Here is a 22,871-nt window from a genome sequence, read left to right as displayed (position 1 = left end):
CTGCTGGATCGGAGCGGGCTCAGGATCCGGGGACGACCAGCTGCTGGCCGGCATGGATCTGGCTCGTGCTGAGACCGTTGGCCAGCTGCAGCTCGAGCACGCCGTCGGCGCGGCTGAGACCGGGCAGCTCGCGGGCGGCGATGCCGGAGAGGGTCTGCCCCGGCTGGACCGTCAGCGTGCGCGGCTCACCGGTGGCGGACGCGAGCTGGCCGGCCAGTCCCACGGCGAGCAGGGCCACGACCGAGGCGACGAGCAGGGAGACGACGAGACGGCCGAAGCGCGTGAGCCGCATCGGGACGCGGGCGTCACGGCCCGCCGGTGCGGTCCGGGGGTCCCGTGCGATCCGTGCGGCTCGCGCGGTCCGACCTGCTTCGCGTCCGGTCGGCACGGAGACGAGGCGCGGGCGCCCCTGCGGACCCGACGGGGCCTGCTGCTCCTGCGTCGCGATCGGACGAACGGCCGTCAGCACGGTGGCGCTCATGGTGACCTCCCCTAGCTCCGGATCCACCGAACAGGTGTTCGATGGAACGTCTGGACGATTTCTAGCACGTATGTTCGAAGAAGTCGAGACACGCGTCGAACAGGTGTTTGGCAACTGTGTTCGAACCTCGTACGCTTCCCTCACACCACACACCTCACCAGCCACCACTGACATCGGTCGTCACGACCGGTCGCAGCAACGGTCTGACGAGCCGACGAAGGGGACACCATGGGCGTGACCGAGCTTCCCGACCGCGACACCGGCGACGGGCTGACGGTGCGCCAGCGGAAGGTGCTCGAGGTGATCCGCAACTCCGTCGACCGGCGCGGCTACCCGCCGAGCATGCGCGAGATCGGCGACGCCGTCGGCCTCGCGAGCCCGTCGAGCGTCTCCCACCAGCTCAACGCGCTCGTGGCCAAGGGCTACCTGCGCCGCGACCCGAACCGACCGCGCGCCCTGGAGGTCGTCTCCCCCGACGCGACGGCCGAGCAGGTGGGCTACCGCGGCCGGGCCACGTCCTCGCCCGCCCGCGCCGCGACCGCCACGCCGGCTGCGCAAGGCTCGCGCGGCGTCGGGACGGCCGACCCGGCCGGCGACCAGTACGACACGGAGACCGACTCGGGTGACGCCCGACCCGAGGCCTCCTACGTCCCGGTGCTCGGCAAGATCGCCGCCGGCGTGCCGATCACGGCCGAGGAGGTCGTCGAGGACGTCTTCCCGCTGCCGAAGCAGCTCGTCGGCGAGGGCGACCTCTTCCTGCTCAAGGTCACGGGCGACTCGATGGTCGAGGCCGCCATCTGCGACGGCGACTGGGTTGTCGTGCGCCAGCAGCAGCACGCCGAGAACGGCGACGTCGTGGCCGCGATGCTCGACAACGAGGCGACCGTCAAGACCTTCAAGCGCACCGACGGCCACGTGTGGCTGATGCCGCACAACCCCGACTTCTCGCCGATCGACGGCGACCACGCCACCATCCTCGGCAAGGTGACCGCCGTCCTGCGGCGCATCTAGGAGGCGCGCTGGGCACCAGAGCCCGGGCACCAGGCCCAGGGCGTCAGACCCCGAGCGCGGAACGCAGGCCGGTCAGGGTGGCCCCGAGCGGCGCGTGCAGGCGCAGGGTCGCCTCGGCGTCACCCCGCGTGGCCGAGCGCGTGACGATGGCGACGGGAACGCCCTTGGCGTGCGCCCGGCGCACGAACCGGTAGCCGCTCATCACCGACAGCGACGAGCCGAGCACGAGCAGGGCCCCCGCCGTCTCGACGAGGCCGAAGCAGCGCTCCACGAGGGGCTTGGGCACGGACTCGCCGAAGAAGACGACGTCCGGCTTCACCGTGTCGTTGCCGCAGACGAGGCACCGCGGCGGGTGGAACGACTCGACGAGCTCATCGGCCAGGACGATGTCGCCGTCCGGACGCACCTGCTCGCCCCACTGCGAGCCGACGGCGTGGGCGGCGGCCGCGAAGCGCGCCATGAAGCCCGGGTTGGCCTCCGTCATCCGCTCGTGCAGGCCAAGTCGTGAGGTGACCTCCCCGCACGTGAGGCACACCGCCCGGTCGAGCGAGCCGTGCAGCTCCACGACGTCGCGGGCGCCGGACGCCTGGTGCAGCCCGTCCACGTTCTGGGTGATGACCGGGCCGAGGTAGCCGGCCTCCTGCAGGTCGGCGACGACCCGGTGCCCCTCGTTCGGCTCCGCGGCGTCGAAGCGCTGCCAGCCGATGTAGCTGCGCGCCCAGTAGCGCCGCCGGGCCTCGCCGGAGCCGGCGAACTCGCCGTACGTCATCGGCTCGACGCGCCGGGTGCCGTCGGGTCCGCGGTAGTCGGGGATGCCCGACTCCGTCGAGAGCCCCGCACCGCTCAGCACGAGGACCCCACCACCGCTGACGAGGTCGACGAGGTCCTCGAAGGTGCCGAGGTCGTGCGTGACGAGTGGCAGGGTGCGTGAGGTGGACAGCCGGGTCGTCGGGGACGAGGAGGACAGACCGGTCGGCTGGGACACGCGACCAGCCTACGTCGCCGCGACGCACGACCCGGCAACCCATGCCTGGCTGACGTCACGCCGCCGGAAAGCATAAGAACCCGTTATGATTGCCCCATGATCGATGCTGCGGGACTGAGGGTCATGAAGGCCATCGCCGACGAGGGGAGCTTCACGAGCGCCGCGAACGCGCTCGGGTTCACCCAGCCGGCCATCTCGCAGATGGTGCGCCGCCTCGAGCAGCGCACCGGCACGGTCCTCGTCGAGCGCTACGGCCGGCAGGTCCGTCTGACCGAGGCCGGTCAGGTGCTCGCCCGTCACGCCGTCGGGGTGCTCGCGGCGCTCGACGCGGCCGAGGAGGAGATCACCGCGATCGCGGGTCTGCGCGCGGGACGCGTGCGGCTGCAGGCGTTCCCGAGCTCGTCCGCCACCCTCGTGCCGCGCACCCTCGCGATCCTCAAGGCCCGCCACCCCGACATCACCGTCACCTTCACCGAGGCCGAGCCGCCCGAGTCGCTGGCGGCGCTCCGTCGCGGCGACTGCGACGTCGCCGTCGCCTTCGCCTACGAGGGGGCCGACCTCGGCGAGCTCGAGGAGGACCTGTCGCTCCTCGTGACGCGCCGGCTCATGGACGACGAGGTGCGCCTCGTCGTGCCCCGCGCCCACCCCCACGCCGGTGACGCCGCCGCCAGCCTCGCGGACTTCTCGGCGGAGGAGTGGATCGCCGGCTGCCCGCGCTGTCGTGGCCACCTGCTCTCCCTGGCCGACCACGCCGGGTTCCGCCCCAACGTCGCGTTCGAGACGGAGGACTACGTCGCCCAGCTGGGCCTCGTCACCGCCGGGCTCGGGGTGGCGCTCGTGCCGGACCTCATCCTCAACGCGGCGAAGCACGACGAGGTGGCCACGCTCCCGCTCTCCCCCGCCTCACGGCGCCAGATCCTGGCCGTCACCACGTCCGACCTGCAGCGGGTGCCCGCGGTGGCCGCCGCGCTCGACGCCCTCGTCGAGGCCGCCGGCACGGACCCCCGCTCGCCCCGCGCCGCGCTCGCCGCCGCGGCCCGCTGAGGCAGCCCACTCCGGTGCGCGGCTGACGCGGCCCGTCGCGCTCGGACGCGCCGTCCGCGCGCCCGGGGTCCCACCGGCATACGGTGGTGCCATGGGTGACGACGAGCGCTGCTCCTACCTGCCGGAGCCCGACCGGGAGCGGGCGCGGCGAGCCGCGACCGACGCTCGACCGTCATGACGAGGGTCGCCCTCGCCGCCTCCGGCCCGGCGCCGCTCGAGGCCGGGCTGCAGGCCGCCGCCGACGGCGGCAACGCGGTGGACGCGGCCCTCGCAGCCGCCCTCGCGTCGATGAGCACCGAGCCCGGCATCGTCAGCCTCATGGGTGGCGCCTTCGTCAACGTGTGGCCGGCAGGCGGTGACCCGGTCGTCGTCGACGGCAACGTCGAGATGCCCGGCCGGGGGCTCGACCCGTCCGCGTTCGGGCGAGGCGTGCGCCAGGTCCGCACCGACTACGGGGGCGGCGTCACCATCGGCGCCGGGCACGGCTCGGTCGCGAACTCCGGTGCGCTGCAAGCGCTCTCACTCGCGAGGGAACGGTTCGGCGTGCTCCCCTGGCGCCGGCTCGTCGAGCCGTCGGTCCACTTCTGCCGCGACGGCTACCGCACCGGCGCCGCGGCCGCGCTCTACCTCGCCCTCGTGCGCGACAGCCTCTTCGGCGACGACCCGGAGGCGCACGCCCTCATCACCGGCGCCGACGGCGGGCCGGTGGAGCCGGGCGAGACGAGCGTCAACCCCGACCTCGCCGACATCCTCGAGCTGCTCGCGACCCAAGGGGTCGACCTCTTCACGACCGGCGCCGTGGGGCAGGTGCTCGCCGGCGACATGGCCGCCCACGGCGGCCTCGTCACCCGGGCCGACCTCGAGGCCTACGAGGCCGTCGTGCGCACCCCGACGATGCGTTCCGTCGGCAGCTGGACCGTGGCGCTCAACCCCCCGCCCTCCGTCGGTGGGCCGATGCTCGCCGCGATGCTGGGCGAGCTCGCGCGGCACGAGCACTGGACGTGGCCGGAGGTCATCGACATCCAGCGCCGGGTCCTCTCCTACCGGCTCGCGGTGCACGACCGGTCGAGGGACCTCGCCGCGGACGGCCATGCCCTGCTGCTCGCCGTGGAGCGCCACGGCCTGGCCGGCCTGCCGACCTCGGCGTCGACGGCCCACGTCTCGGCCGTCGACGAGCACGGTACCGCCTGCGCCGTGACCATGTCCGCCGGCTACGGCGCCGGCATGGTGATCCCCGGCACCGGCATCCTGCTCAACAACGCCCTGGGCGAGCCGGAGCTCAACCGTCTCGGGCTGCACGCCGTCGAGCCCGGCACGCGTCTCGCTTCGAACATGGCGCCGACGACCGCGCGCAGCGCCGTCGGGGCGGCCCTCGCCGTCGGCTCTCCCGGCGCCGACCGGATCACGACGGCGCTCATGCAGGTGCTCGGCCGCGGCCTGCTGCTCGGCGACGACCTCCAGCACGCCATCGACGCCGCGCGACTGCACGTCCGTTTCCTCGACGACGGCTCGCCGCGCGTGGAGCACGAGCCGTCGCCCGACATCGCAGCCGCCATCGCGGCGAGCGGCCTTGCGGCGCACGCTTACCCGGGCCCCCACATGTACTTCGGGGGCGTCGGCGCGGCAGAGCTCGGCCCGCGCGGCCTCGTCGCCGCCGGCGACGCGCGCCGCGAGGCGGCCGTCGGGGTATCTCCTTGAGGCAAGGGCGCCCCGGTCGCACCGCCCATCCGTGCGACCGTCCGCTCCGAAGCACCACACCGAAGCACGTGCAGCACCACCGACCCGCTCGCGTCGACCCCCAACGAGAGGCCACCCGATGACCATGACCGACGACCGCCCCGACGCTCCCGCCCCCTCCGCGGCGTCCACCCGGCCCGGGGGCGTCGCCTCCCGCCTGGCCGCGGTCGTCGAGCCCCTCTTCGGCGGCACCCTCCCCGTTCGCCTGCGCGCCTGGGACGGCACCGTCGCCGGGCCGAGCGACGCACCGACCGTGGTCCTGCGCGACCCCGCGGCCCTGCGCCGGCTCGTGCGCCACCCCGGTGAGCTCGGCCTCGCCCAGGCCTACGTCACGGGTGAGCTCGACGTGGAGGGCGACCTCCTCGACGGCTTCCGACGGGTCTGGTCGACGGCCCGCACGCTCGCGGGCGGCCGCCCCTCCGCCGGCACCGTCGCGGCCGTGGCGAAGAACGGCATCCGCACGGCCTTCGACCTCGGGGTCGTGGGCCTCCCGCCCGAGCCGCCGGTGTCGCAGGCGCGGCTGCGCGGCCGGCTGCACACCAAGACCCGCGACCGCAGCGCCATCGAGCACCACTACAACCTCTCGAACGACTTCTACTCGCTCATCCTCGACCCCCACATGGCCTACTCGTGCGGCTACTGGACGAGCACCGAGCCGGGCTACACCGTCGAGGACTCCCAGCGCGACAAGCTCGACCTCGTCTGCCGCAAGCTCGGCATCGAGGCGGGCGGCCGCCACCTCGACATCGGATGCGGCTGGGGCTCGCTGTCGCTGCACGCCGCCGAGAAGTTCGGCGCCCAGGTCGTCGGCGTCACCATCTCGAGCGAGCAGAAGGCCTTCATCGACGAGCGGATCCGGGAGCGCGGTCTGCAGGACCGCGTCGAGATCCGGCTCCAGGACTACCGTGAGGTGCCCGACGGCCCGTTCGACACGATCTCCTCGATCGAGATGGGCGAGCACGTGGGGCAGCGCAACTACCCGACCTTCACGGGCCAGATCCACCGTCTGCTGCGCCCCGGCGGCCGTGCCCTCATCCAGCAGATGTCGCGGACCACGCGCCCCGGCGGCGGCCCCTTCATCGAGGCCTTCATCGCCCCCGACATGCACATGCGTCCCGTCGGCGAGACCGTCGACCTCATCGAGCAGGCGGGCCTCGAGGTCCGCGACGTGCACGCGATGCGCGAGCACTACGTGTGGACCGTCAACGCCTGGTACGACACCTTCGAGGCCAACTGGGACAAGGTCGTCGACATGGTCGGCGAGGAGGTCGGCCGCGTGTGGCGCCTCTACCTCGTCGGTGGCGCGCTCGCCTTCGAGGAGGGCCGGATGGGCGTCGACCAGATCCTCGCCGTGAAGCCGACGGACGACGGCCGCAGCGGTATGCCGCCCGTGCGGGCCTGGTGACCGCGTGAGCTCCGCGTCGCCGCTCTGGGCGACCGTCGTCCCCGCCGCCGGGGCCACCGGCTTCGACGGCGGGGCCTTCGGGCGCACCCTGGCGTTCACCGCCCTCGCCGTCGTCGTCGTCCTGGGCGTCACCTTCGCCGTCGCGCTGCGCGTCGGCAAGCAGGCCGTCATCGACGTCACGTGGGGGCTGGGGTTCGTCGCCATCGCGCTCACGGCCTTCGTCACGAGCGAGGGTCACGGTGACGTCCTGCGACGCTGGGTGGCCCTCGTGCTCACGGCCGTCTGGGGGCTGCGCCTCGCCGGACACATCTTCAGCCGGTCGCGCGGCAAGGGCGAGGACCCCCGCTACGAGGCCATGCTGAAGCGCGCCGACGGCAACCCGAACGCGTACGCGCTCCTGCACATCTACCTGCCGCAGGGCCTCATCATGTGGTTCGTCTCCCTGCCCGTGCAGATCGCGATGTTCGTCGAGGGCGGACTGGTCTGGGTGCTGTGCATCGGCGTCATCGTGTGGGCCGTCGGCTTCTACTTCGAGACGGTGGGCGACCTGCAGCTGACGCGCTTCCGCAACGACCCGTCGAACAAGGGGACGGTCCTCGACACCGGCCTGTGGCGCTACACCCGTCACCCCAACTACTTCGGGGACGCGAGCGTCTGGACCGGGCTCTTCCTCGTGGCCGCGAGCGCCTGGCCGGGCGTGCTGACGTTCCTCTCGCCCGCCGTCATGGTGTGGAACCTCTACGGGGGAACGGGGAAGAAGCTGCTGGAGAAGGACATCGGCGACCGCCGCCCGGACTACGCCGACTACGTGCGGCGCACGAGCGGCTTCTTCCCGTGGCCGCCGAAGCCCGCCGACCCCTCGGTGAAGCGCGGCTGACGACCTCGGCTGCAGGTCGGGAACGGGTCGGGGATGATGGGCGTCATGCGCCCGCCCCTCGCCGACCTCCTCGACCTGCAGCCCCACCCGGAGGGCGGCTGGTTCCGCCAGACGTGGGCCTCCCCCGCGAGCGTCTCGCTGCCCGACGGGCGGGTGCGGCCGACCGCCACCCTGATCCACTTCCTGCTGCCCGCGGGCGAGGCCTCGGCCTGGCACCGGGTCAGGTCCGACGAGGTGTGGCTCGCGCACCGGGGGTCGGTGCTGCTCGAGATCGGTGGTTCGGGCGCGCACCCCGGCAGCGGGGCCGGGGTGGAGTCCGCCACCCTGGGTCTCGACCTCGACGCGGGCGAGCAGGCCCAGCTCGTCGTGCCCGCCGGGCACTGGCAGCGCACCGTCCCCGGCGGCGCGGACGCCCTCGTCAGCTGCCTCGTCTCGCCGGGCTTCGACTTCGCCGACTTCGAGCTGGTCGACGACCACGCGTCCCGCGACGGGGCGGACGACGGGGTGCCGCGGGCACCCGCGGGCCCTGACGACGACCCGGTCGACCCCACCGCCCCGGTCAACCCGGCCTGACCTCCGGGCACGGTCGGTCGCACCCGTCTCACCGCGCCACCGCCTCAACGCCTCGCGACCCGCGCCACCCCATCGTCGGCGACGACGGCGAGGTCACCCTCCCAGTCGGTCCGGTGCACCTCGAACCCCCTGTCCTGCAAGGCTTTCAGGGTGGCACCTGCGGGGTGCCCGTAGTCGTTCCCGGTCCCGACGCTGACGAGCGCGAGCCGGCCGTCGACCTCGTCGAGCAGGCGGTCGTCACGGTTGGCCGACCCGTGGTGCGCGACCTTGAGCACGTCGACGTGGCCCCATCTGACGGGGTCGAGGCGCGAGGCGTGCAGGACCTGGGCGGCCGCCTCTCGTTCTATGTCGCCGGCCAGCAGGAGCGTGAGGCCCCGCACGTGGACGGTCAGCACGACGGACGCGTTGTTCGGCACCGAGCCCGCGTCGATCCGCCGAGCCGGCCACCACACGTCGGCCTCGACCGCACCGACGGAGACGTGCTCGCCGGCGTGCAGCTCGGCGACCGGCACGCCCGCCGTCCCGGCCAGCCGGGCCACGCGGGCAGCCTCGTCCGGAGGATCACGCACCGGGGTGGCCCGGATCTCGGTGACCGGCAGCTCGAGCACGGCCGAGACCCCACCGACGTGGTCGGAGTGGTAGTGCGTCAGCACGAGCAGGTCGACGGTCCGCACCCCGATGCGGTCGAGGCACCGGCGCATGGCGGCGGGCTCGGGGCCGGCGTCCACGACGACGGCGTGCCCGTCGCCGGTGTCGACGACGAGGCCGTCGCCCTGCCCCACGTCGCAGACGACGAGCACCCAGCCCCGGGGCGGCCAGGCGATCACGCTCGTCGGCACCGCCGAACCGGCCGCGAGCACGACGACCGCCAGCGCGACGGGCGGTCGCTGCCGTGACCGGTGCCAGGCCCAGGGGGCGACGGCGAGGCCGGCGACGGTGATCCCGGCGAGCAGGACGGCGGCGCCGGCGGAGTCACCCCACGCGACGCTCCCGGCGGGCAGGCTCGCGCTCCACCGGGCCACCGCCCCGATGCACTGGGCCGGCAGCGCCGCCGGCCAGGCGAGCACCGCCGCCACCGGCACCGAGCCCACCCCGAGCAGGGCGACGGCGACCCCGAGCACCGTCGTCGGCCCGACGAACGGCGCGGCCAGGAGGTTGGCGAGCACCGCCACCACCGACACGTTGCCCTGCAGGGGCACCACGAGCGGTGCGCACACCACCTGCGCGACGACCGGCACGGCCAGGACCGGCCCCAGCGGTTTCACGGGCCCCGGCAGCCACCGCGCCAGCCGCTCACCCCACGGACGTGCGAGGACGAGCAGCCCGAGGGTCGCGACCGCGGAGAGGGCGAAGCCGAACGACCGGGACAGCCAGGGGTCCCACACGAGGAGCCCGACGACGGCGCCGGCGAGGGCCGGCGGGCCGTCGCGCCGCCGGGACGTCGACAGCGCGAGCAGCCCGACGAGGCCCATGACGGCAGCGCGGACGACGCTCGGCTCCGGGCGGGCGACCACCACGAAGGCTGCGAGCGCGATGCCGCCGACCGGTGGCCGCCACCGTCGGCGCACGCCGACGAGCGAGCAGAGCCAGCCCACCGACGCGAGGACGAGCGTGACGTTGCTGCCGGACACCGCGCTCAGGTGCGTGAGCCCCGTCGCGAGCATGGCCGTCGTGAGCTCCGGTGGCGTGCGTGACACGTCGCCCACGACGAGCGCCGGCACGAGGCCACGGGCGTCGGGCCAGAGCCCGTCCGTGGCCTCGCGCAGCCGCCCGCGCACCACCTCGGCCGCGGCGAACACCCCGCCGGCCGGCACGACGACACGGACGGGGCCGCGCGGCGTGGCGACGGCGACGACGTCGTCGCCGGGGTCCGCCGGCCCGAGCCGCAACACGGCCGTCACCTCGTCGTGCCAGCGCACCCGGGACCACGTCGGCTCACGCGAGAGCACGAGCACGGGCGTGCTGACGTCCGCAGCGCGCCCACGGCCGACGACGCGCGAGACCTCGACCCGGACGAGGACGAGCCCCGGCGCGGCACCCGCCCCACCCCCACCGTCACTGCCGCCAGCAGCACCACCACCACCCTCGCCGCCGACCGGTCGTGGCTCAGCCACGACGACGCCCTCGACGACGACGACGGCGCGCTCGGCCGCCAGCTGCTCGACCGGGCCCACCGAGCGCAGCGCCCGATGGCCCGCGGCCGCGCCCAGCGCCAGCCCGAGCACGGCGAGCACGGCCGCGACCTCGCGCCCGCGGGCCCCTCGTCGCGCGGCACCCGCGGCGAGGACGAGGCACGCACCCGCCGCGACCACGACCCATCGCAGGTCGGCGAGGAGGCCCCAGAAAGCCACGACGGGCCACGCGACGAGCGCCGGCACGAGCAGCCGCACGTCGAGACGCCGGCGCTCCCTCGGACGCACCCGCCGCACGGGCGACCGACCGGTGAGCACGACGAGTGACGGCCCCCCGGTGCGCCGACCAGGTTCGTGGGTCTGCCCGCGGCTCACAGCGTGACGCGGTCGCGCAGCTGCGCCATGAGCTTGTCGCCGATGCCGCTCACCTCCCCCAGCTCGTCGACCGAGGTGAAGCGCCCGTGCTCGGTGCGCCAGTCGAGGATGCGTTGCGCGAGTACCGGCCCGACGCCCGGCAGTGCGTCGAGCGCCGCGGCGTCCGCCGCGTTGAGGCTGACCGGCGCCCCGGACGAACCGCCGCCCGACGCAGGAGCCGGGACCTGCACCGGACCCTGCACCGGACCCTGCCCCGAGGCGAGCACCTCACCGGCGCGCGGCACCCGCACCTGCTCGCCGTCGACGACCGGACGGGCAAGGTTGACGGCCGAGACGTCTGCACCCGGACGCGTGCCGCCCGCCCCGGCGATCGCGTCCGCGACACGGGCCCCCACCGCCAGCCTGACGAGGCCCGGGCGCGCCACCTGACCCACGACGTGCACCACGACCACCGCACCTGCCGCACCGCCACCCGCACCGCCACCCGCACCGCCACCCGCACCGCCACCCGACGCACCACTCGTGCCTCCCGCCGTGATGCCGGTCGGCCGGGCCCCCGTCGCACCTGCCGTCCCCGTCGCACCTGCCGTCCCCGTCGCACCTGCCGTTCCCGCGGCGCCGGCCGTTCCCGCCGCCGACGGCTGCACGACGCGGACGCTGCGCCCCGGACCAGGTGCGACGTCGGAGCCCTCGACCGCGCGCTCGGCCCACAGCACGCGCAGCACGAAGAGGCAGCCCACGGCCACCGCGAGCGCGAGCAGCGCGACCACGGCGGCGCTGCTGACGCCCCGGCGGCCGCCCCGCAGCTCGTCGGGCAGCGTCAGCAGGCCGGGACGGCGGGCCCGGCGCAGGTCGGCGTCGAGGCGGGCCACCTCGTCCTCCGCGCCCGGCACGCCACGCCCCCTCCCGAGCCCGACCCCGTCGCGGAGCCGCTCGGCGACCGCCCGCACGGGTTCCACCCGCACAGTCCCCAACCGCACGGCACCGACCCGCTCCGGCCCGGCCCGCGCCCGTCCCGTCGTCGCGGACGTGCGACTGCCGGCCCCCTCGGGCGGGAGCTCGGGCTCCCGGGGCACCCACCCGGCCGACCCCGAGCCGAGCACGCGGGCCACGCGCTCGAGGTCGGCAGGTCGTCGGGAGGCGCGGGGCGGCATACCTCGACGGTAGGAAGCCGACGGGACCCGCGCGCCTACCCCGACCCGGGCTGGGGACAACGCCGCCCGGTCGGGAGGGGGTGTGGACAGCCGACTCCTGAGACGCCCCGCGCGTCGATGCGGGCGGTCACCCGCGACTGGTCCAGACTGCTCCAATGGCCAGGCACATCATGACCCTCACCTGCGACGACCGCCCCGGGATCGTCGCCGCCGTCTCGGCGGCGCTGCTCGCCGTGGAGGCGAACATCGTGGAGAACCAGCAGTACTCCGACGAGGACACCGACCTCTTCTTCATGCGCACGGTCTTCGACGCCGAGCCCGACGAGGTCGAGCAGGTGCTCGAGGCGGTGCGCGAGAGCCCGGCCATCGCCCACCACCACCTCTCGGCGCGCCCCGAGGACGAGCACTGCCGCACCGTCATCCTCGTCAGCAAGTTCGACCACTGCCTGCTCGACCTGCTCCACCGCTGGAAGTCCGGCGACCTGCCCATCGACATCGTCGGGGTCGTCAGCAACCACGAGGACTGCCGTGGGCTCGTCGAGTACTTCGGCCTGCCCTTCACGGTCATCCCCGTCACCCGGGAGACCAAGGACGAGGCCGAGGCCGAGCTGCTGCGCCTCGTCGAGGCCGAGGACGTCGGGCTCGTCGTGCTCGCGCGCTACATGCAGATCCTCAGCGACGGCCTCTGCCGTGCGCTCGAGGGGCGTGCCATCAACATCCACCACTCCTTCCTGCCGGGCTTCAAGGGCGCCAAGCCCTACCACCAGGCCCACGACCGTGGCGTCAAGCTCATCGGCGCCTCCGCGCACTACGTCACGGCCGACCTCGACGAGGGGCCGATCATCGAGCAGGACGTCGTGCGCGTCACCCACGCCGAGTCGCCCGACCGGCTCGTCGCCATCGGCCGCGACGTCGAGCGCCGCGTGCTCTCGCGCGCGGTGCGCGACCACGCGGAGTCGCGGGTCTTCCTCTCCGGCCACCGCACGATCGTCTTCTGACCCGTCGATCCCGTATGCCGTCCGGCCCGGCCAATGCGCCCCTGCGGGTAGCGTGCGAGCCATGAGCGAGGCGCAGTTCGTCGTCGGGCGACCGCACTTCGGCCGCTTCACGAGGAGCCGTGACGAGAACGAGGCCGCGCTCGCGCAGGCGCGCGACGCCCTCGTGTCGGCCGTGGACGCCGACCCCGCGGACGCCGGGGCGGCCGACGTGCTCGACGCGACGGTCCACCTCGCCGAGGCCCTCACGGTCGCGCGACGCGAGGCCGAGGCCGTCGCCCTCGCCGGCCCGGCCGTGCGTCTCGCCCGGGACTCGGGCCGCACCGACGTGCTCGGCTGGGGCCTGCTCGCGCTCGCCACGGCAGAGCACTACCTCGGCCGACCGGGTGCCGCCGAGCCGCACTTCGTCGAGGCGCTCACCCTCGCGCGGGAGACCGGCGACCCGGTGCTCGAGCACTACACGCTGCACCACCTCGGCCGTTTCCTGGTCGACACCGACCGGGCCGACGACGCCCTGCTCGCCTTCCGGGCGGCGCTCGCCATCCGCGAGCGGCTCGGCGAGCCACGGGCCGCGAGCACCCGCGCGGCCGTCGCAGCCCTGACCCGGGACCACTGACCCGAGACCACTGACCCCGGTCGCCCGGCCCGCCTGCCGGGGATGCCGTCAGGCGTTCTCGTCGAGGTGTCGCTGGCGCCACCAGCCGAGCACGTTGTTGCGGTGCCGGGCGAGGACGAGCAGCCCGATCGCCATGAGCCACAGGGCGGTCCACGCATCGCCGGGCGCGTGCCCGGTCCAGATGAGCACCGCCACGACGAGCATGGCGAACGCGCCGAAGATCGAGCCGGCCGCGACCCACCGCGTCAGCGCCACGGCCACCGCGAAGACCACCACGACGACGAGCGCCACCCACGGGTGCACGCCGAGGATCGCGCCGAGCGTCGTCGCGACCCCCTTGCCGCCCCGCCCCCGGAGGAAGGGCGACCAGATGTGCCCGAGCACGGCCGCGATCCCGACGGCGTACGCCGCGTGCGCCCCGAAGAGGTGGCCGGCGACGAGGGTGGGCACGAGCCCCTTGAGCACGTCGAGCACCCCGACGACGACGCCCCACTTGCGGCCGAGCACGCGCCCGGCGTTCGTCGCACCGGGATTGCCCGAGCCGGACGACGCGAGGTCCTTGCCGAGGAGGCGGGCGATCGTCGTCGCGGGGTTGAGGGCACCGACGAGGAAGGCGGCGACGACGCCTCCCGTCCAGGCGAGCACCGTGCCGACGCTCACGAGTCGGCGGTCTCGTCCGGATCCGACTGCGGCAGCGGCTCGCCGGGACGCGGTGACACCGCGATGGCGACGGTGCCCGGACCGACGTGCGCCCCGACCACGGCCCCGAGCTCGACGACGGTGACGTCCGGCGACCCCGGCACCATCGTGCGCAGCTCCCCCGCGATCTGGTCGGCCCGGGCCCGGGCGTCAAGGTGGTGGACGGCGAGGTCGACGACCCGCCCGCCCCGCTGCACCTGCTCGAGCACCATGGCCTCGATGCGCGCGACGGCCCGCGAGGACGTGCGCACCTTCTCGACCGGCACGATGCGCCCGCCCCGCACCGCGAGGATCGGCTTGATCGCGAGGGCCGAGCCGAGCAGCGCCGACGCGGCGCCGATGCGACCACCGCGGCGCAGGTGCTCGAGCGTGTCGACGTAGAACAGCACGCCCGACGGGCCGAGCCGCGCGTGCGCCGCCTCGACGACGGCGCCGGCCGCCGCTCCCCCGGCGGCCGCCCCGGCCGCGTCGAGGACGGCGAAGCCCATGGCCATGCCGATCGTCGCGCTGTCGACGACCTCCACCGGCACCGGCGCCTCGGCGGCCGCCAGGCGCGCGGCCTCGACCGTGCCCGACATCTGCGAGGACAGGTGGATGGAGACGACGGACGAGGCCCCCTCGTCGGCGAGACGCCGGTAGGTGTCGGCGAAGACCTGGGGTGTCGGGCGCGACGTCGTGACGATCGTGTAGTCGCGCAGCGCGGCCGCGACCTGCGCGGCCGAGATGTCCTGCCCCTCGACGTGGTCGCGGCCCCCGACGACGACGTGGAGCGGGACGACCTCGATGCCGTGCCGCTCGACGAGCTCCTGGGGCAGGTAGGCCGTCGAGTCGGTGACAATCCTCGTGGTCACGTCCCGCTCCTCTCCGTCGCGGTGGGTCGGGCGATCAGGCGGTCAGGTGGTCACAGCGGGACGACGTTGACGAGCTTGGGCGCCCGCACGATGACCGTGCGGATGCCGCCCTCCGTCGCCGCCTTCACCTTGTCACGGCCGAGGGCCAGCTCGCGCAGCTCGTCCTCGGTGATGTCGGGGCTCACGTCGACGCGGTCGCGCACCTTGCCCTTGATCTGGATGACGCAGGTGACCTGCTCCTGCACGATCTTCGTGGGGTCGCTGACGGGGAACGGCGCGTACGCCACCCCGCCCGCGTGACCGAGGCGCTGCCACATCTCCTCCGCGAGGTGCGGGGCGACCGGGGCGAGCATCAGCACCATGGCCTCGACGACCTCGCGCGGCGGGGTCTCGAGCTTGGTCACCGCGTTGTTCAGCTCGATGAGCTTGGCGATCGCGGTGTTGAACCGGAGTCCCTCGAAGTCCTCGCGGACGCCGGCGATCGTCTGGTGCAGCTGCGTCGTCAGGGCCTGGTCGACCTCGACGTCGGCCACCCGCAGCTCACCCGTCGTCTCGTCGACGACGTTGCGCCACAGGCGCTGGAGGAACCGCTGGCTGCCGACGACGGCGCGGATCTCCCACGGCTTGCTCAGCTCGAGGGGCCCCATCGACATCTCGTAGACCCGGAAGGTGTCGGCGCCGTAGGCGTCGTACATCTCGTCGGGGCTGACCGAGTTCTTCAGCGACTTGCCGATCTTGCCGTACTCGCGGTTGACCGGCTGCCCCTGCCAGGTGAACGTCGGCTCCGCGCCGTGGGCACCCGGGTGCTCCTCGACCTCGGAGGCGGTGACGTACTGCCCGCGGCTGTCGGTGTAGGCGTAGGCCTGGATGTAGCCCTGCGAGAAGTACTTCCGGAAAGGCTCCTCGCTGCGCACGTGCCCGAGGTCGAAGAGCACCTTGTGCCAGAAGCGCGCGTAGAGCAGGTGCAGCACGGCGTGCTCGACGCCGCCGACGTAGAGGTCGACGCCGCCGGGGTCGCGGGTGCCGGCCGGGGCGCCCTCGACGGGGCGGTCGTGCCGGCCCAGCCAGTAGGCCTCGTTCTCCGGGTCGACGAACGACTCGTGGTTGGCCGGGTCGAGGTAGCGCAGGTAGTACCAGCACGACCCCGCCCAGTTGGGCATGGTGTTCGTCTCGCGGCGGAACCGGCGCAGGCCCCGGCCGTCGCCGAGGTCCTTCTCGACCTCGACCCACTCGGGCACGCGGCTGAGCGGCGGCTCCGGGCTGCTCTGCGCGTCGTCCGGGTCGAACGTCTTCGGGCTGTAGTCCGGCACGTCGGGCAGCGTCAGCGGCAGCTCGTCGGCGGGCACGGCGTGGGCCACGCCGTCCTCGTCGAACATGATGGGGAAGGGCTCGCCCCAGTAGCGCTGGCGGCTGAAGAGCCAGTCGCGGATGCGGTAGCTGATGGTGCCCTCGCCGAGACCCGCCTCCTCGAGGAAGGCGATGACGCGTGCCTTGGCCTCGGCGACGTGCAGGCCGTCGAGCGAGATGCGCTCGTTGGCCGAGTTGACGGCGACGCCGTCTCCGAGGAACGGCTCGTCGTCCGGGTGGCCCTCGGTGGGCTGCACGGTGCGCACGATGGGGATGTCGAACTTCTCGGCGAACTCCCAGTCGCGCGTGTCCTGCCCGGGAACGGCCATGATCGCGCCCGTGCCGTAGCCCATCAGCACGTAGTCCGCGACGAAGACCGGAACCCGCTCTTCCGTCACGGGATTCGTGGCCCACGACCCGGTGAAGACACCGGTCTTGTCCTTGCCCTCGGTCTGGCGCTCCACGTCACCCTTGCGCGAGGCCGCGAGCTGGTATGCCGTCACGGCCTCCTTCGGCGAACCCGCGGCGGTCGCATCCGCACCCGTCCAGGCGTCCTTCGTGCCGTCGGGCCAACCGCCCTGCGGCACCAGCGAGTCCACGAGGGGGTGCTCCGGGGCGATGACCATGAAGGTGGCGCCGAAGATCGTGTCGGGGCGCGTGGTGAAGACGTCGATGCCGCTCTCGGCGCCGTCGGTCGTCACGACGGGGAAGGTGATGCGGGCACCCTTGGACCGGCCGATCCAGTTGCGCTGCATGAGCTTGACCTTCTCGGGCCAGTCCACGCCGTCGAGGTCGTCGGCCAGCCGGTCGGCGTACGCCGTGATCCGCATCTTCCACTGGCTGAGGTTGCGCCGGAAGACGGGGTAGTTGCCGCGCTCGGAACGGCCGTCGTTCGTGACCTCCTCGTTGGAGAGCACGGTGCCGAGGCCGGGGCACCAGTTGACGGGCGCCTCGGAGGTGTAGGCGAGCCGGTGCTCCTCGAGCGCCCTGGCCCGCTCCGTCGCCGACAGCTGCGACCAGGCCCGACCGTCGGGCAGCGTGCGCTCCCCCGACTCCAGCTCCTCGACGAGCTCGCTGATCGGACGGGCCCGCCCGCGGCCGCCGTCCTCGCGCACGGCGTCGGCGTCGTACCAGGAGTCCCAGATCTGCAGGAAGATCCACTGCGTCCAGCGGTAGTAGTCGTCGTCGATCGTTGCGAAGGTGCGGCGGTTGTCGAAGCCCAGCCCGAGGCGGCGCAGCTGGCGCTTCATGTTCGTCATGTTCTCCTCGGTGGTCTTCCGAGGGTGCTGCCCGGTCTGCACGGCGTACTGCTCCGCCGGCAGGCCGAACGCGTCGTAGCCGAGGGCGTGCAGGACGTTCTTGCCGAGCATCCGGTGGAACCGGCTGTAGACGTCGGTCGCGATGTAGCCGAGCGGGTGGCCGACGTGCAGCCCGACCCCGGAGGGGTAGGGGAACATGTCGAGCACGACGAGCTTCTCGCCGCGCGCGGCGACCTTCTCGGGCTCGGCCCACGGGCCGGCCGGGTTGGGGGCGTCGAAGGTGCCCTCCTCCTCCCAGCGGTCCTGCCAGGCGATCTCGATCTGCTGCGCCATCGCCGCGGTGTAGCGGAACGGGGTCTCGTTCGTCTGCTCGCTCATGTCGTCTCTCTCGTCGCTGCTCGGTCGGGGCAAAAAAGAACCCCTCGCACAGGAGGGGGGCCGCGTTGATGCCGGGAGTCCCGGCGTTCGTCAACGCGGCTACGGAAGGAGCAGCAGGCCAGCCATGCGCCCAAGGTTAGCGCAGCCGCCTCCGGCACCCCACGGCATACGGCCGCGGGTCGGGCGCGGTCGGGCGCGGTCGGGTCCGGTCAGCGGAAGAGGCCGACGACGACGAGCGTCTGGGCGACGTGGTAGGTGACGATGACCGTGAGCGGCGCCCACCGCCGCTCACGCACGAAGCGGTCGTGCCCGAGCACCGCGTCGGAGACGGCGAAGACGGCGGCACCGAGCAGGACGAGCCAGTCGCCGTGCCAGGCGGCGACGAGGACGAGCACGCTGAGCGCGAGCTCGTAGAGCAGCACCGGGCCACGGTCGGGGCTCGCGCCGCGCACGATCGCGCGCCCCACGCGGGCGTGCAGGAGCAGCAGCGCCGGCACGGCCGCGAGCAGCCACCACGGGAACCCGTCCGGCCCGCCGGTCTCGACGATCGCGATGACGTAGGCGACGTGGGCGAGCAGGAAGGCGCCGAGCCCGACGAGGAAGCGCGCCTCGGTCGCGTGCAGCAGCGCGACGTCACCGACGAGGGAGAGGCCGAGCGCGACGAGCACCGGCAGCAGGCGGGGCGAGTCGAGCGCGTGGCCCTCCCAGTAGAGCGACGTCGCGAGGCCCATGAGCAGCAGCACGACGAGCGGCTTCGTCACGCGCTCGACGACGACGTCGCCGCGCAGCACGGAGCGCCAGTCGAAGACCGCCGTCACCGCGAGGGCGACGGCGAGGACCCACAGATGGGTGGTCACCGCCCCACGTTCCCAGCCGGGGCCCAGGTTGGCGGCACCGACACGCGGCAGGCGGCACCCACCAGTCGAGACGTCTCGGGGTGGTTTCGGCGCATCCCCAGTTCTCTGTCAGACTCGAGCAATGCCCATGCGCAAGTTCCAGCACACGGTCACCCCCGACGACACGGCAGCCCGTGTCGGCAGCGGCGACCTCGACGTCCTCGCGACACCCCGCCTCATCACGTGGTGCGAGAACGCCGCGTTCCAGGTCTGCCGGGGCAGCGTCGACGCCGAGCACACGACGGTCGGCACGATGATCCGGCTCGAGCACGTCAAGGGCAGCCCCGTCGGTGCCGAGGTGACGGTGCTCTGCGCGGAGCCGATCAACGACGGGCGTCGCCTCGTCTGCCACGTGGCGGTGCAGGACGCGGAGGGCGACGAGATCGCGCGCGGCGAGGTGCACCGAGCGGTCGTCGACCCGGACCGCTTCATGAGCAAGTGCCAGCGCCTGGTCTGAGGCCCAGCCGCCTCCCAGTCTCGCCCGGCACCATGGGGTCGTGACGCCCGGTCTGCTCGGTGCCCTCGTCGCAGCCGTCGCCTACGGCGCCGCGACCGTCGCGCAGGCCGTCGGCGTGCGACGCGCGTCCGCCGTCCCCGCCGGGAGCCACCTCCGCGTGCGGGCTCGGGCCGCGTGGCCGTATGCCGCCGGGCTCGGTCTCGACGGACTCGGCTTCCTCGCGTCCGTGGCGGCGCTGCGCACCCTGCCGCTCTTCCTCGTCGAGTCCGCGGTCGCGTCGTCGGTCGCCGTGACGGCCGTGCTGTCCGTCCTCCTGCTCGGGCTCCGGCTGGGCGCCGCCGAGGTCGTCGGCCTCGTGGCCGTCGCCGCGGGCCTGGCGGGGCTCGCCCTCGCCGCGCAGGACGGGTCCCCGACCGAGCCGGGCGGCGGCGCGACGACGTGGCTGCTCGTCGCCGCGGCCGTCGTGGGCGCCCTGGTCGTCGCCGGCTGGCGCGACCGCGTGCGGTGGCGCGGCGCCGTGCTGCTCAGCGTGGCCGCCGGCCTCGGGTTCGGTGGCGTCGGGGTGGCCGCCCGGCTGCTCGAGGTGCCCTCCCCGCCCTGGGGGCTCGTCACCGACGGCCTCGCCTGGGCCCTCGTGGCGCACGCCGCGCTCGCGACCGTCGCCTACGCCCTCGCCCTCGGCCGCGGCCGGGTCACCACGGTCGCCGCGCTCACCTTCGCCACCGAGACGGTCGTTCCGGCCGGCGTGGGCCTCGCGCTGCTCGGCGACCGGGTGGTGCCCGGCCGCGGCGTCGTGGCCGCCGTCGCCTTCGCGGTGACCCTGGCCGGGTGCGTGGCCCTCGCCGGGCGGGCCGAGCCCGAGGCGGGCGGGGACGCGGACGCAGACCTGGGCGCGGGCGGGGACGCGGGCGGGGACGGTCGTCAGATGACGAAGGCGTCGCCGTCGCGGCGGAACCCCAGCGCCTCGTAGTACGGCTCGACCATGTCGGGGGGCGGCAGCACGCGCCGGAAGCCGCGGCGCCGGAACGGTCCGTCCGGTCCGAAGACGAACTCCCCCGGCGTCACGTCGCGGTGGCGCGGCGTCACCCAGTCGAGCAGCAGCTGGGCCGTGCCGTGCCCGGCGTCGCGCACGAGCACGACGCCGACCATCTCGTCACCACGCAGGACGAGGTAGGACGGGTCGCCCGCGAACGGGTCGTGCACGAAGTGCGGGTTGTAGCGCCGCACGTCGGCCTCGTGGACGCGCAGCACGTGGCGCAGGTAGGTGTCGTCGCCCGCCACCTCGAGCACCTCGTACACGTGGCCGTCGTGCTGCTCGCGCGACATCCGCACGAGGTAGGTGAGGTTGATGCCGGCGAGCACGACGTTGAGGCCCACCATCGGCCACACGTGGTTGAGCGCGTTGTAGGCGATGAGCACGACGCAGCCGACGAGGTTGATGACGCGCAGGCGGCGCAGGCGGGTCTGGAGCAGCGACCACACGAGGACCGCCGATCCGAGCCACCCGACCGCCTCGAGCCACCACGAACCCATGACGCGACCCTAGCCGGGCACGGCCCCCGCCGGACAGCGTCCGGCGGGGGCCGTGCGGCTCAGGCGTCGGGGGCGACGAAGCCGGGCAGGGCCGCCTCGAACTGCCGGTCGAGGGTGAGCGAGGGCAGGACGTGGCCCTGCTTCTGGGCGTCGGCGGCGACACCCGATCCCCACGCCGAGGCCCGCAGGCGCTGGTTCGGGGTGCCGTGGTGGCCGGGGTTGGTGAAGGCGCAGTCGCCGACCTGGTAGAACGACTGCTCCGCCTCGAGCACGCGTCGGGTGTTGAGCGCGAGCCCCCGCTTGTGCGTCACGAAGTAGGTGCCGAACGCGTCGGCCATGAGCTCGGTGCGCCGGGTGGCCTCGGGGCCCGTGAGCGGCGAGTCGAAGAGCGAGCGGTCGTACTGCACGTGGTGGGCGTACTCGTGGCCGAGCACCGCGCGCGGGCCGACGTCGCCCACCCCGATCGCGCCGAGCGCCTGGAGCATGCCGTCGCCGAAGACGAGCTTGTCGGGCAGCGCGGAGATGACCGGGTCGGTCTCGCCGGCACCGCTGAAGGCGAAGGCGTTGAGGGTGAAGATCGGGTTGCTGCCGCCGGCGAGCCCGGGGTCGGAGGAGACGACGTCGACGACGAGGTCGGCGATCTCGGCGGCGTCGGCGGGCGAGACGCCGTACAGCACCGCGACGAGGCGGGTCAGACGCGCGCGGTCGAGCATGAGGTCACCGTGCATGGCCATCAGCTGGATGTTCGAGCCGTCGGTGTCCCAGAACTTCTGGGCGGCCCGGAACGAGCTCGTCAGCTCGTTCCTGGACGCCTTGGTCAGGGCGTAGGCGGGGTCGCCGGACGTGCCGAACAGCAGCGCGTCGTAGGTCGGGAAGTCGAGGCCGCCGACGAGCGACAGGATGAAGAGGCTCGACGGGTCGATGCCGGCGAGCGCCGAGTCGACGAACGCGTCGAGCTTCGTCGGCGCGCACTGGTACTGCGAGCCGTCGACGGCCCGACCGAGCGCCTCGCGGGGCGCCGACGCCTCGACGCCGAAGCGCGAGAGGGCGGCCGCCTCCCGGGCGCGCCAGTCCGCCGGCAGGTGCGCGCGCAGGATGGCGACGCGTGCCGCGGCGCGCGGGTCGGACGTCGTGCCCGTCGTGAGGTCGTAGCGGTAGCCGGACGCGGTGAGGGCCGAGCCCCCGGCGGTGGCCGAGGCGCGCGCCGCGGACGCGGACGGGGACGGGGCGGCCGTGGCGGCGGCCGCACCCACGGTGGAGAGGGCCAGCGAGGCGACGAGGGCGATCGACCAGGGGGCGGTCCTGCGCACGAAGAGCTCCTTGCGTTCGGCTCGGGACCCGGTGCCCCGAGCGACGCGCTCATTGTGCGTGCCCACGGCGCCCGACGCGCGTCAGAACGCGCCGGAACGTCCCGCTTCGTCCGTGGGGTGCCCGACGACCTTGAGCCCGATGACGGCGCCGACGATCCCGGCGAGCAGGGCCACCTTGACGACCGAGAACGCCTCACCGCCCGTCGTCATCGCCCACGTCACGGTCAGCGCGGCCCCGAGACCGGTCCACACGGCATACGCCGTGCCGATGGGGATCGACCGCACCGCGTGCGCGAGCCCGACCATGCTGAGGGCGCCCGCGACGAGGAAGAGGACCGCCGGGCCGGGACGCGAGAGTCCCTCGGAGGCGGCGAGCGCCGACGCCCAGACCGCCTCGAGCACGGCGCTGGCGAGCAGGACGAGCCACGGCATCACGCCACCGCCTTGAGGCCGGCCACGCAGCCGACGAGGACGACGAGCAGCACGGCGCGCGCGGCGCCGAGCCGCTCCTGCCCGCGGGCGACCGCCAGCAGCACGGTGCCGACGGCCCCGATGCCGACCCACACGGCATACGCCGTCCCGGTCGGCAGCGCGGTCATGGCCCAGGCGAGCCCGACCATGCTCAGCACGAGCGCGGCGGCGAAGAGCGCGGTGGGCCGCGGGCGGCGGAAGCCGTCCGACGCGGCGAGGGCGGTGGCCCACACGGCCTCCAGGGCGCCCGAGACGATGAGGACGAGCCAGTGCACGGCGATTCCG

Annotated in this window: 22 protein-coding genes; 10 read left to right on the top strand and 12 right to left on the bottom strand. The window is 74.1% G+C overall.

What is annotated here, in order from left to right; translation table 11 throughout:
* Positions 1-19: 19 nt before the first annotated feature.
* Complete coding sequence (locus tag ABT295_RS20160; protein ID WP_352396187.1) at positions 20-481, bottom strand: LysM peptidoglycan-binding domain-containing protein; 462 nt, start codon at positions 479-481, stop codon at positions 20-22.
* A gap of 228 nt (positions 482-709) precedes the next feature.
* On the opposite strand from ABT295_RS20160, the gene lexA reads away from it, so the two are divergent.
* Positions 710-1,492, top strand: a complete 783-nt coding sequence (gene lexA / locus ABT295_RS20155; RefSeq protein WP_352396186.1) for a transcriptional repressor LexA — start codon at positions 710-712, stop codon at positions 1,490-1,492.
* Positions 1,493-1,535: 43 nt separating this feature from the next.
* On the opposite strand, the gene ABT295_RS20150 is transcribed toward lexA, so the two are convergent.
* Entirely contained in the window at positions 1,536-2,477 is a 942-nt protein-coding gene (locus ABT295_RS20150) for a Sir2 family NAD-dependent protein deacetylase (protein ID WP_352396185.1), read from the bottom strand.
* Positions 2,478-2,573: 96 nt separating this feature from the next.
* Between ABT295_RS20150 and ABT295_RS20145 the strand changes: the two genes are divergently transcribed.
* The 5 genes from ABT295_RS20145 (at position 2,574) to ABT295_RS20125 (ending at position 8,113) form a co-directional block, all read left to right on the top strand.
* Entirely contained in the window at positions 2,574-3,521 is a 948-nt protein-coding gene (locus tag ABT295_RS20145; RefSeq protein WP_352396184.1) for a LysR family transcriptional regulator, read from the top strand.
* 174 nt (positions 3,522-3,695) lie between these two features.
* A complete protein-coding gene (locus ABT295_RS20140; RefSeq protein WP_352396183.1) occupies positions 3,696-5,219 on the top strand; it encodes a gamma-glutamyltransferase in 1,524 nt (507 codons plus the stop codon).
* Between the two features lie 118 nt (positions 5,220-5,337).
* Positions 5,338-6,663 (top strand): class I SAM-dependent methyltransferase, encoded by a 1,326-nt coding sequence (locus tag ABT295_RS20135; protein ID WP_502991233.1) that lies wholly within the window; start codon positions 5,338-5,340, stop codon positions 6,661-6,663.
* Between the two features lie 4 nt (positions 6,664-6,667).
* Positions 6,668-7,540, top strand: coding sequence for a DUF1295 domain-containing protein (locus tag ABT295_RS20130; protein WP_352396182.1), 873 nt, complete (start codon positions 6,668-6,670; stop codon positions 7,538-7,540).
* Between the two features lie 45 nt (positions 7,541-7,585).
* Positions 7,586-8,113, top strand: coding sequence for a cupin domain-containing protein (locus ABT295_RS20125; RefSeq protein WP_352396181.1), 528 nt, complete (start codon positions 7,586-7,588; stop codon positions 8,111-8,113).
* 44 nt (positions 8,114-8,157) lie between these two features.
* Here ABT295_RS20125 and ABT295_RS20120 read toward each other — a convergent pair whose 3' ends face one another.
* Together ABT295_RS20120 and ABT295_RS20115 are read right to left on the bottom strand one after the other, a co-directional pair.
* A complete protein-coding gene (locus ABT295_RS20120; protein WP_352396180.1) occupies positions 8,158-10,533 on the bottom strand; it encodes a ComEC/Rec2 family competence protein in 2,376 nt (791 codons plus the stop codon).
* Between the two features lie 83 nt (positions 10,534-10,616).
* Entirely contained in the window at positions 10,617-11,774 is a 1,158-nt protein-coding gene (locus tag ABT295_RS20115) for a helix-hairpin-helix domain-containing protein (RefSeq protein WP_352396179.1), read from the bottom strand.
* A gap of 155 nt (positions 11,775-11,929) precedes the next feature.
* Here ABT295_RS20115 and purU point away from each other — a divergent pair, with 155 nt between their 5' ends.
* Positions 11,930-12,772: a formyltetrahydrofolate deformylase gene (purU, locus tag ABT295_RS20110; protein WP_352396178.1), complete on the top strand. Its 843-nt coding sequence runs from the start codon at positions 11,930-11,932 to the stop codon at positions 12,770-12,772.
* 61 nt (positions 12,773-12,833) lie between these two features.
* Entirely contained in the window at positions 12,834-13,385 is a 552-nt protein-coding gene (locus tag ABT295_RS20105) for a tetratricopeptide repeat protein (protein WP_352396177.1), read from the top strand.
* 48 nt (positions 13,386-13,433) lie between these two features.
* Here the strand turns inward: ABT295_RS20105 and plsY are convergent, their stop codons facing one another.
* The 4 genes from plsY to ABT295_RS20085 form a co-directional block, all read right to left on the bottom strand.
* Positions 13,434-14,045: a glycerol-3-phosphate 1-O-acyltransferase PlsY gene (gene plsY, locus ABT295_RS20100; protein WP_352396176.1), complete on the bottom strand. Its 612-nt coding sequence runs from the start codon at positions 14,043-14,045 to the stop codon at positions 13,434-13,436.
* Complete coding sequence (locus ABT295_RS20095) at positions 14,042-14,935, bottom strand: DegV family protein (protein WP_352396175.1); 894 nt, start codon at positions 14,933-14,935, stop codon at positions 14,042-14,044. Before ABT295_RS20095 ends, plsY begins: the two co-directional genes overlap by 4 nt.
* Before the next feature lie 50 nt (positions 14,936-14,985).
* Positions 14,986-17,919 (bottom strand): leucine--tRNA ligase, encoded by a 2,934-nt coding sequence (gene leuS, locus ABT295_RS20090; protein WP_352396174.1) that lies wholly within the window; start codon positions 17,917-17,919, stop codon positions 14,986-14,988.
* 209 nt (positions 17,920-18,128) lie between these two features.
* Entirely contained in the window at positions 18,129-18,776 is a 648-nt protein-coding gene (locus tag ABT295_RS20085; RefSeq protein WP_352396173.1) for a lysoplasmalogenase, read from the bottom strand.
* 121 nt (positions 18,777-18,897) lie between these two features.
* Here ABT295_RS20085 and ABT295_RS20080 point away from each other — a divergent pair, with 121 nt between their 5' ends.
* Complete coding sequence (locus ABT295_RS20080) at positions 18,898-19,272, top strand: thioesterase family protein (RefSeq protein ID WP_345508485.1); 375 nt, start codon at positions 18,898-18,900, stop codon at positions 19,270-19,272.
* Positions 19,273-19,312: 40 nt separating this feature from the next.
* Positions 19,313-20,242 (top strand): hypothetical protein, encoded by a 930-nt coding sequence (locus ABT295_RS20075; RefSeq protein WP_352396172.1) that lies wholly within the window; start codon positions 19,313-19,315, stop codon positions 20,240-20,242.
* Here the strand turns inward: ABT295_RS20075 and ABT295_RS20070 are convergent.
* From ABT295_RS20070 to ABT295_RS20055, 4 genes are all read right to left on the bottom strand, one after another.
* On the bottom strand, positions 20,194-20,805 hold the full coding sequence (locus tag ABT295_RS20070; RefSeq protein ID WP_352396171.1) for a hypothetical protein: 612 nt from the start codon (positions 20,803-20,805) through the stop codon (positions 20,194-20,196). The genes ABT295_RS20075 and ABT295_RS20070 overlap by 49 nt on opposite strands.
* A gap of 59 nt (positions 20,806-20,864) precedes the next feature.
* Positions 20,865-22,115 carry a neutral zinc metallopeptidase gene (locus ABT295_RS20065; RefSeq protein ID WP_352396170.1) on the bottom strand — a complete coding sequence of 417 codons (1,251 nt, stop codon included), beginning with the start codon at positions 22,113-22,115 and terminating at the stop codon, positions 20,865-20,867.
* Between the two features lie 81 nt (positions 22,116-22,196).
* Complete coding sequence (locus ABT295_RS20060) at positions 22,197-22,547, bottom strand: DMT family transporter (protein ID WP_352396169.1); 351 nt, start codon at positions 22,545-22,547, stop codon at positions 22,197-22,199.
* On the bottom strand, positions 22,547-22,861 hold the full coding sequence (locus tag ABT295_RS20055) for a DMT family transporter (protein ID WP_345508481.1): 315 nt from the start codon (positions 22,859-22,861) through the stop codon (positions 22,547-22,549). Before ABT295_RS20055 ends, ABT295_RS20060 begins: the two co-directional genes overlap by 1 nt.
* Positions 22,862-22,871: the final 10 nt, after the last annotated feature.

The organism is Terrabacter sp. NPDC000476, assembly GCF_040300125.1.
In the GTDB taxonomy this organism is placed as follows: domain Bacteria; phylum Actinomycetota; class Actinomycetes; order Actinomycetales; family Dermatophilaceae; genus Terrabacter.
Note: the sequence above shows the minus strand (reverse complement) of the source record. Positions and strands in the feature narration are given on the sequence as shown.

Excerpts from the sequence above, each read along its gene's own strand:
- ABT295_RS20080 (WP_345508485.1), top strand. The coding sequence starts at position 18,898 with ATGCCCATGCGCAAGTTCCAGCACACGGTCACCCCCGACGACACGGCA.
- ABT295_RS20160 (WP_352396187.1), bottom strand. The coding sequence starts at position 481 with ATGAGCGCCACCGTGCTGACGGCCGTTCGTCCGATCGCGACGCAGGAG.
- ABT295_RS20060 (WP_352396169.1), bottom strand. The coding sequence starts at position 22,547 with ATGCCGTGGCTCGTCCTGCTCGCCAGCGCCGTGCTCGAGGCGGTCTGG.
- purU (WP_352396178.1), top strand. The coding sequence starts at position 11,930 with ATGGCCAGGCACATCATGACCCTCACCTGCGACGACCGCCCCGGGATC.
- ABT295_RS20125 (WP_352396181.1), top strand. The coding sequence starts at position 7,586 with ATGCGCCCGCCCCTCGCCGACCTCCTCGACCTGCAGCCCCACCCGGAG.
- lexA (WP_352396186.1), top strand. The coding sequence starts at position 710 with ATGGGCGTGACCGAGCTTCCCGACCGCGACACCGGCGACGGGCTGACG.
- ABT295_RS20115 (WP_352396179.1), bottom strand. The coding sequence starts at position 11,774 with ATGCCGCCCCGCGCCTCCCGACGACCTGCCGACCTCGAGCGCGTGGCC.
- leuS (WP_352396174.1), bottom strand. The coding sequence starts at position 17,919 with ATGAGCGAGCAGACGAACGAGACCCCGTTCCGCTACACCGCGGCGATG.
- ABT295_RS20140 (WP_352396183.1), top strand. The coding sequence starts at position 3,696 with ATGACGAGGGTCGCCCTCGCCGCCTCCGGCCCGGCGCCGCTCGAGGCC.
- ABT295_RS20145 (WP_352396184.1), top strand. The coding sequence starts at position 2,574 with ATGATCGATGCTGCGGGACTGAGGGTCATGAAGGCCATCGCCGACGAG.
- ABT295_RS20135 (WP_502991233.1), top strand. The coding sequence starts at position 5,338 with ATGACCATGACCGACGACCGCCCCGACGCTCCCGCCCCCTCCGCGGCG.
- ABT295_RS20070 (WP_352396171.1), bottom strand. The coding sequence starts at position 20,805 with ATGGGTTCGTGGTGGCTCGAGGCGGTCGGGTGGCTCGGATCGGCGGTC.
- ABT295_RS20105 (WP_352396177.1), top strand. The coding sequence starts at position 12,834 with ATGAGCGAGGCGCAGTTCGTCGTCGGGCGACCGCACTTCGGCCGCTTC.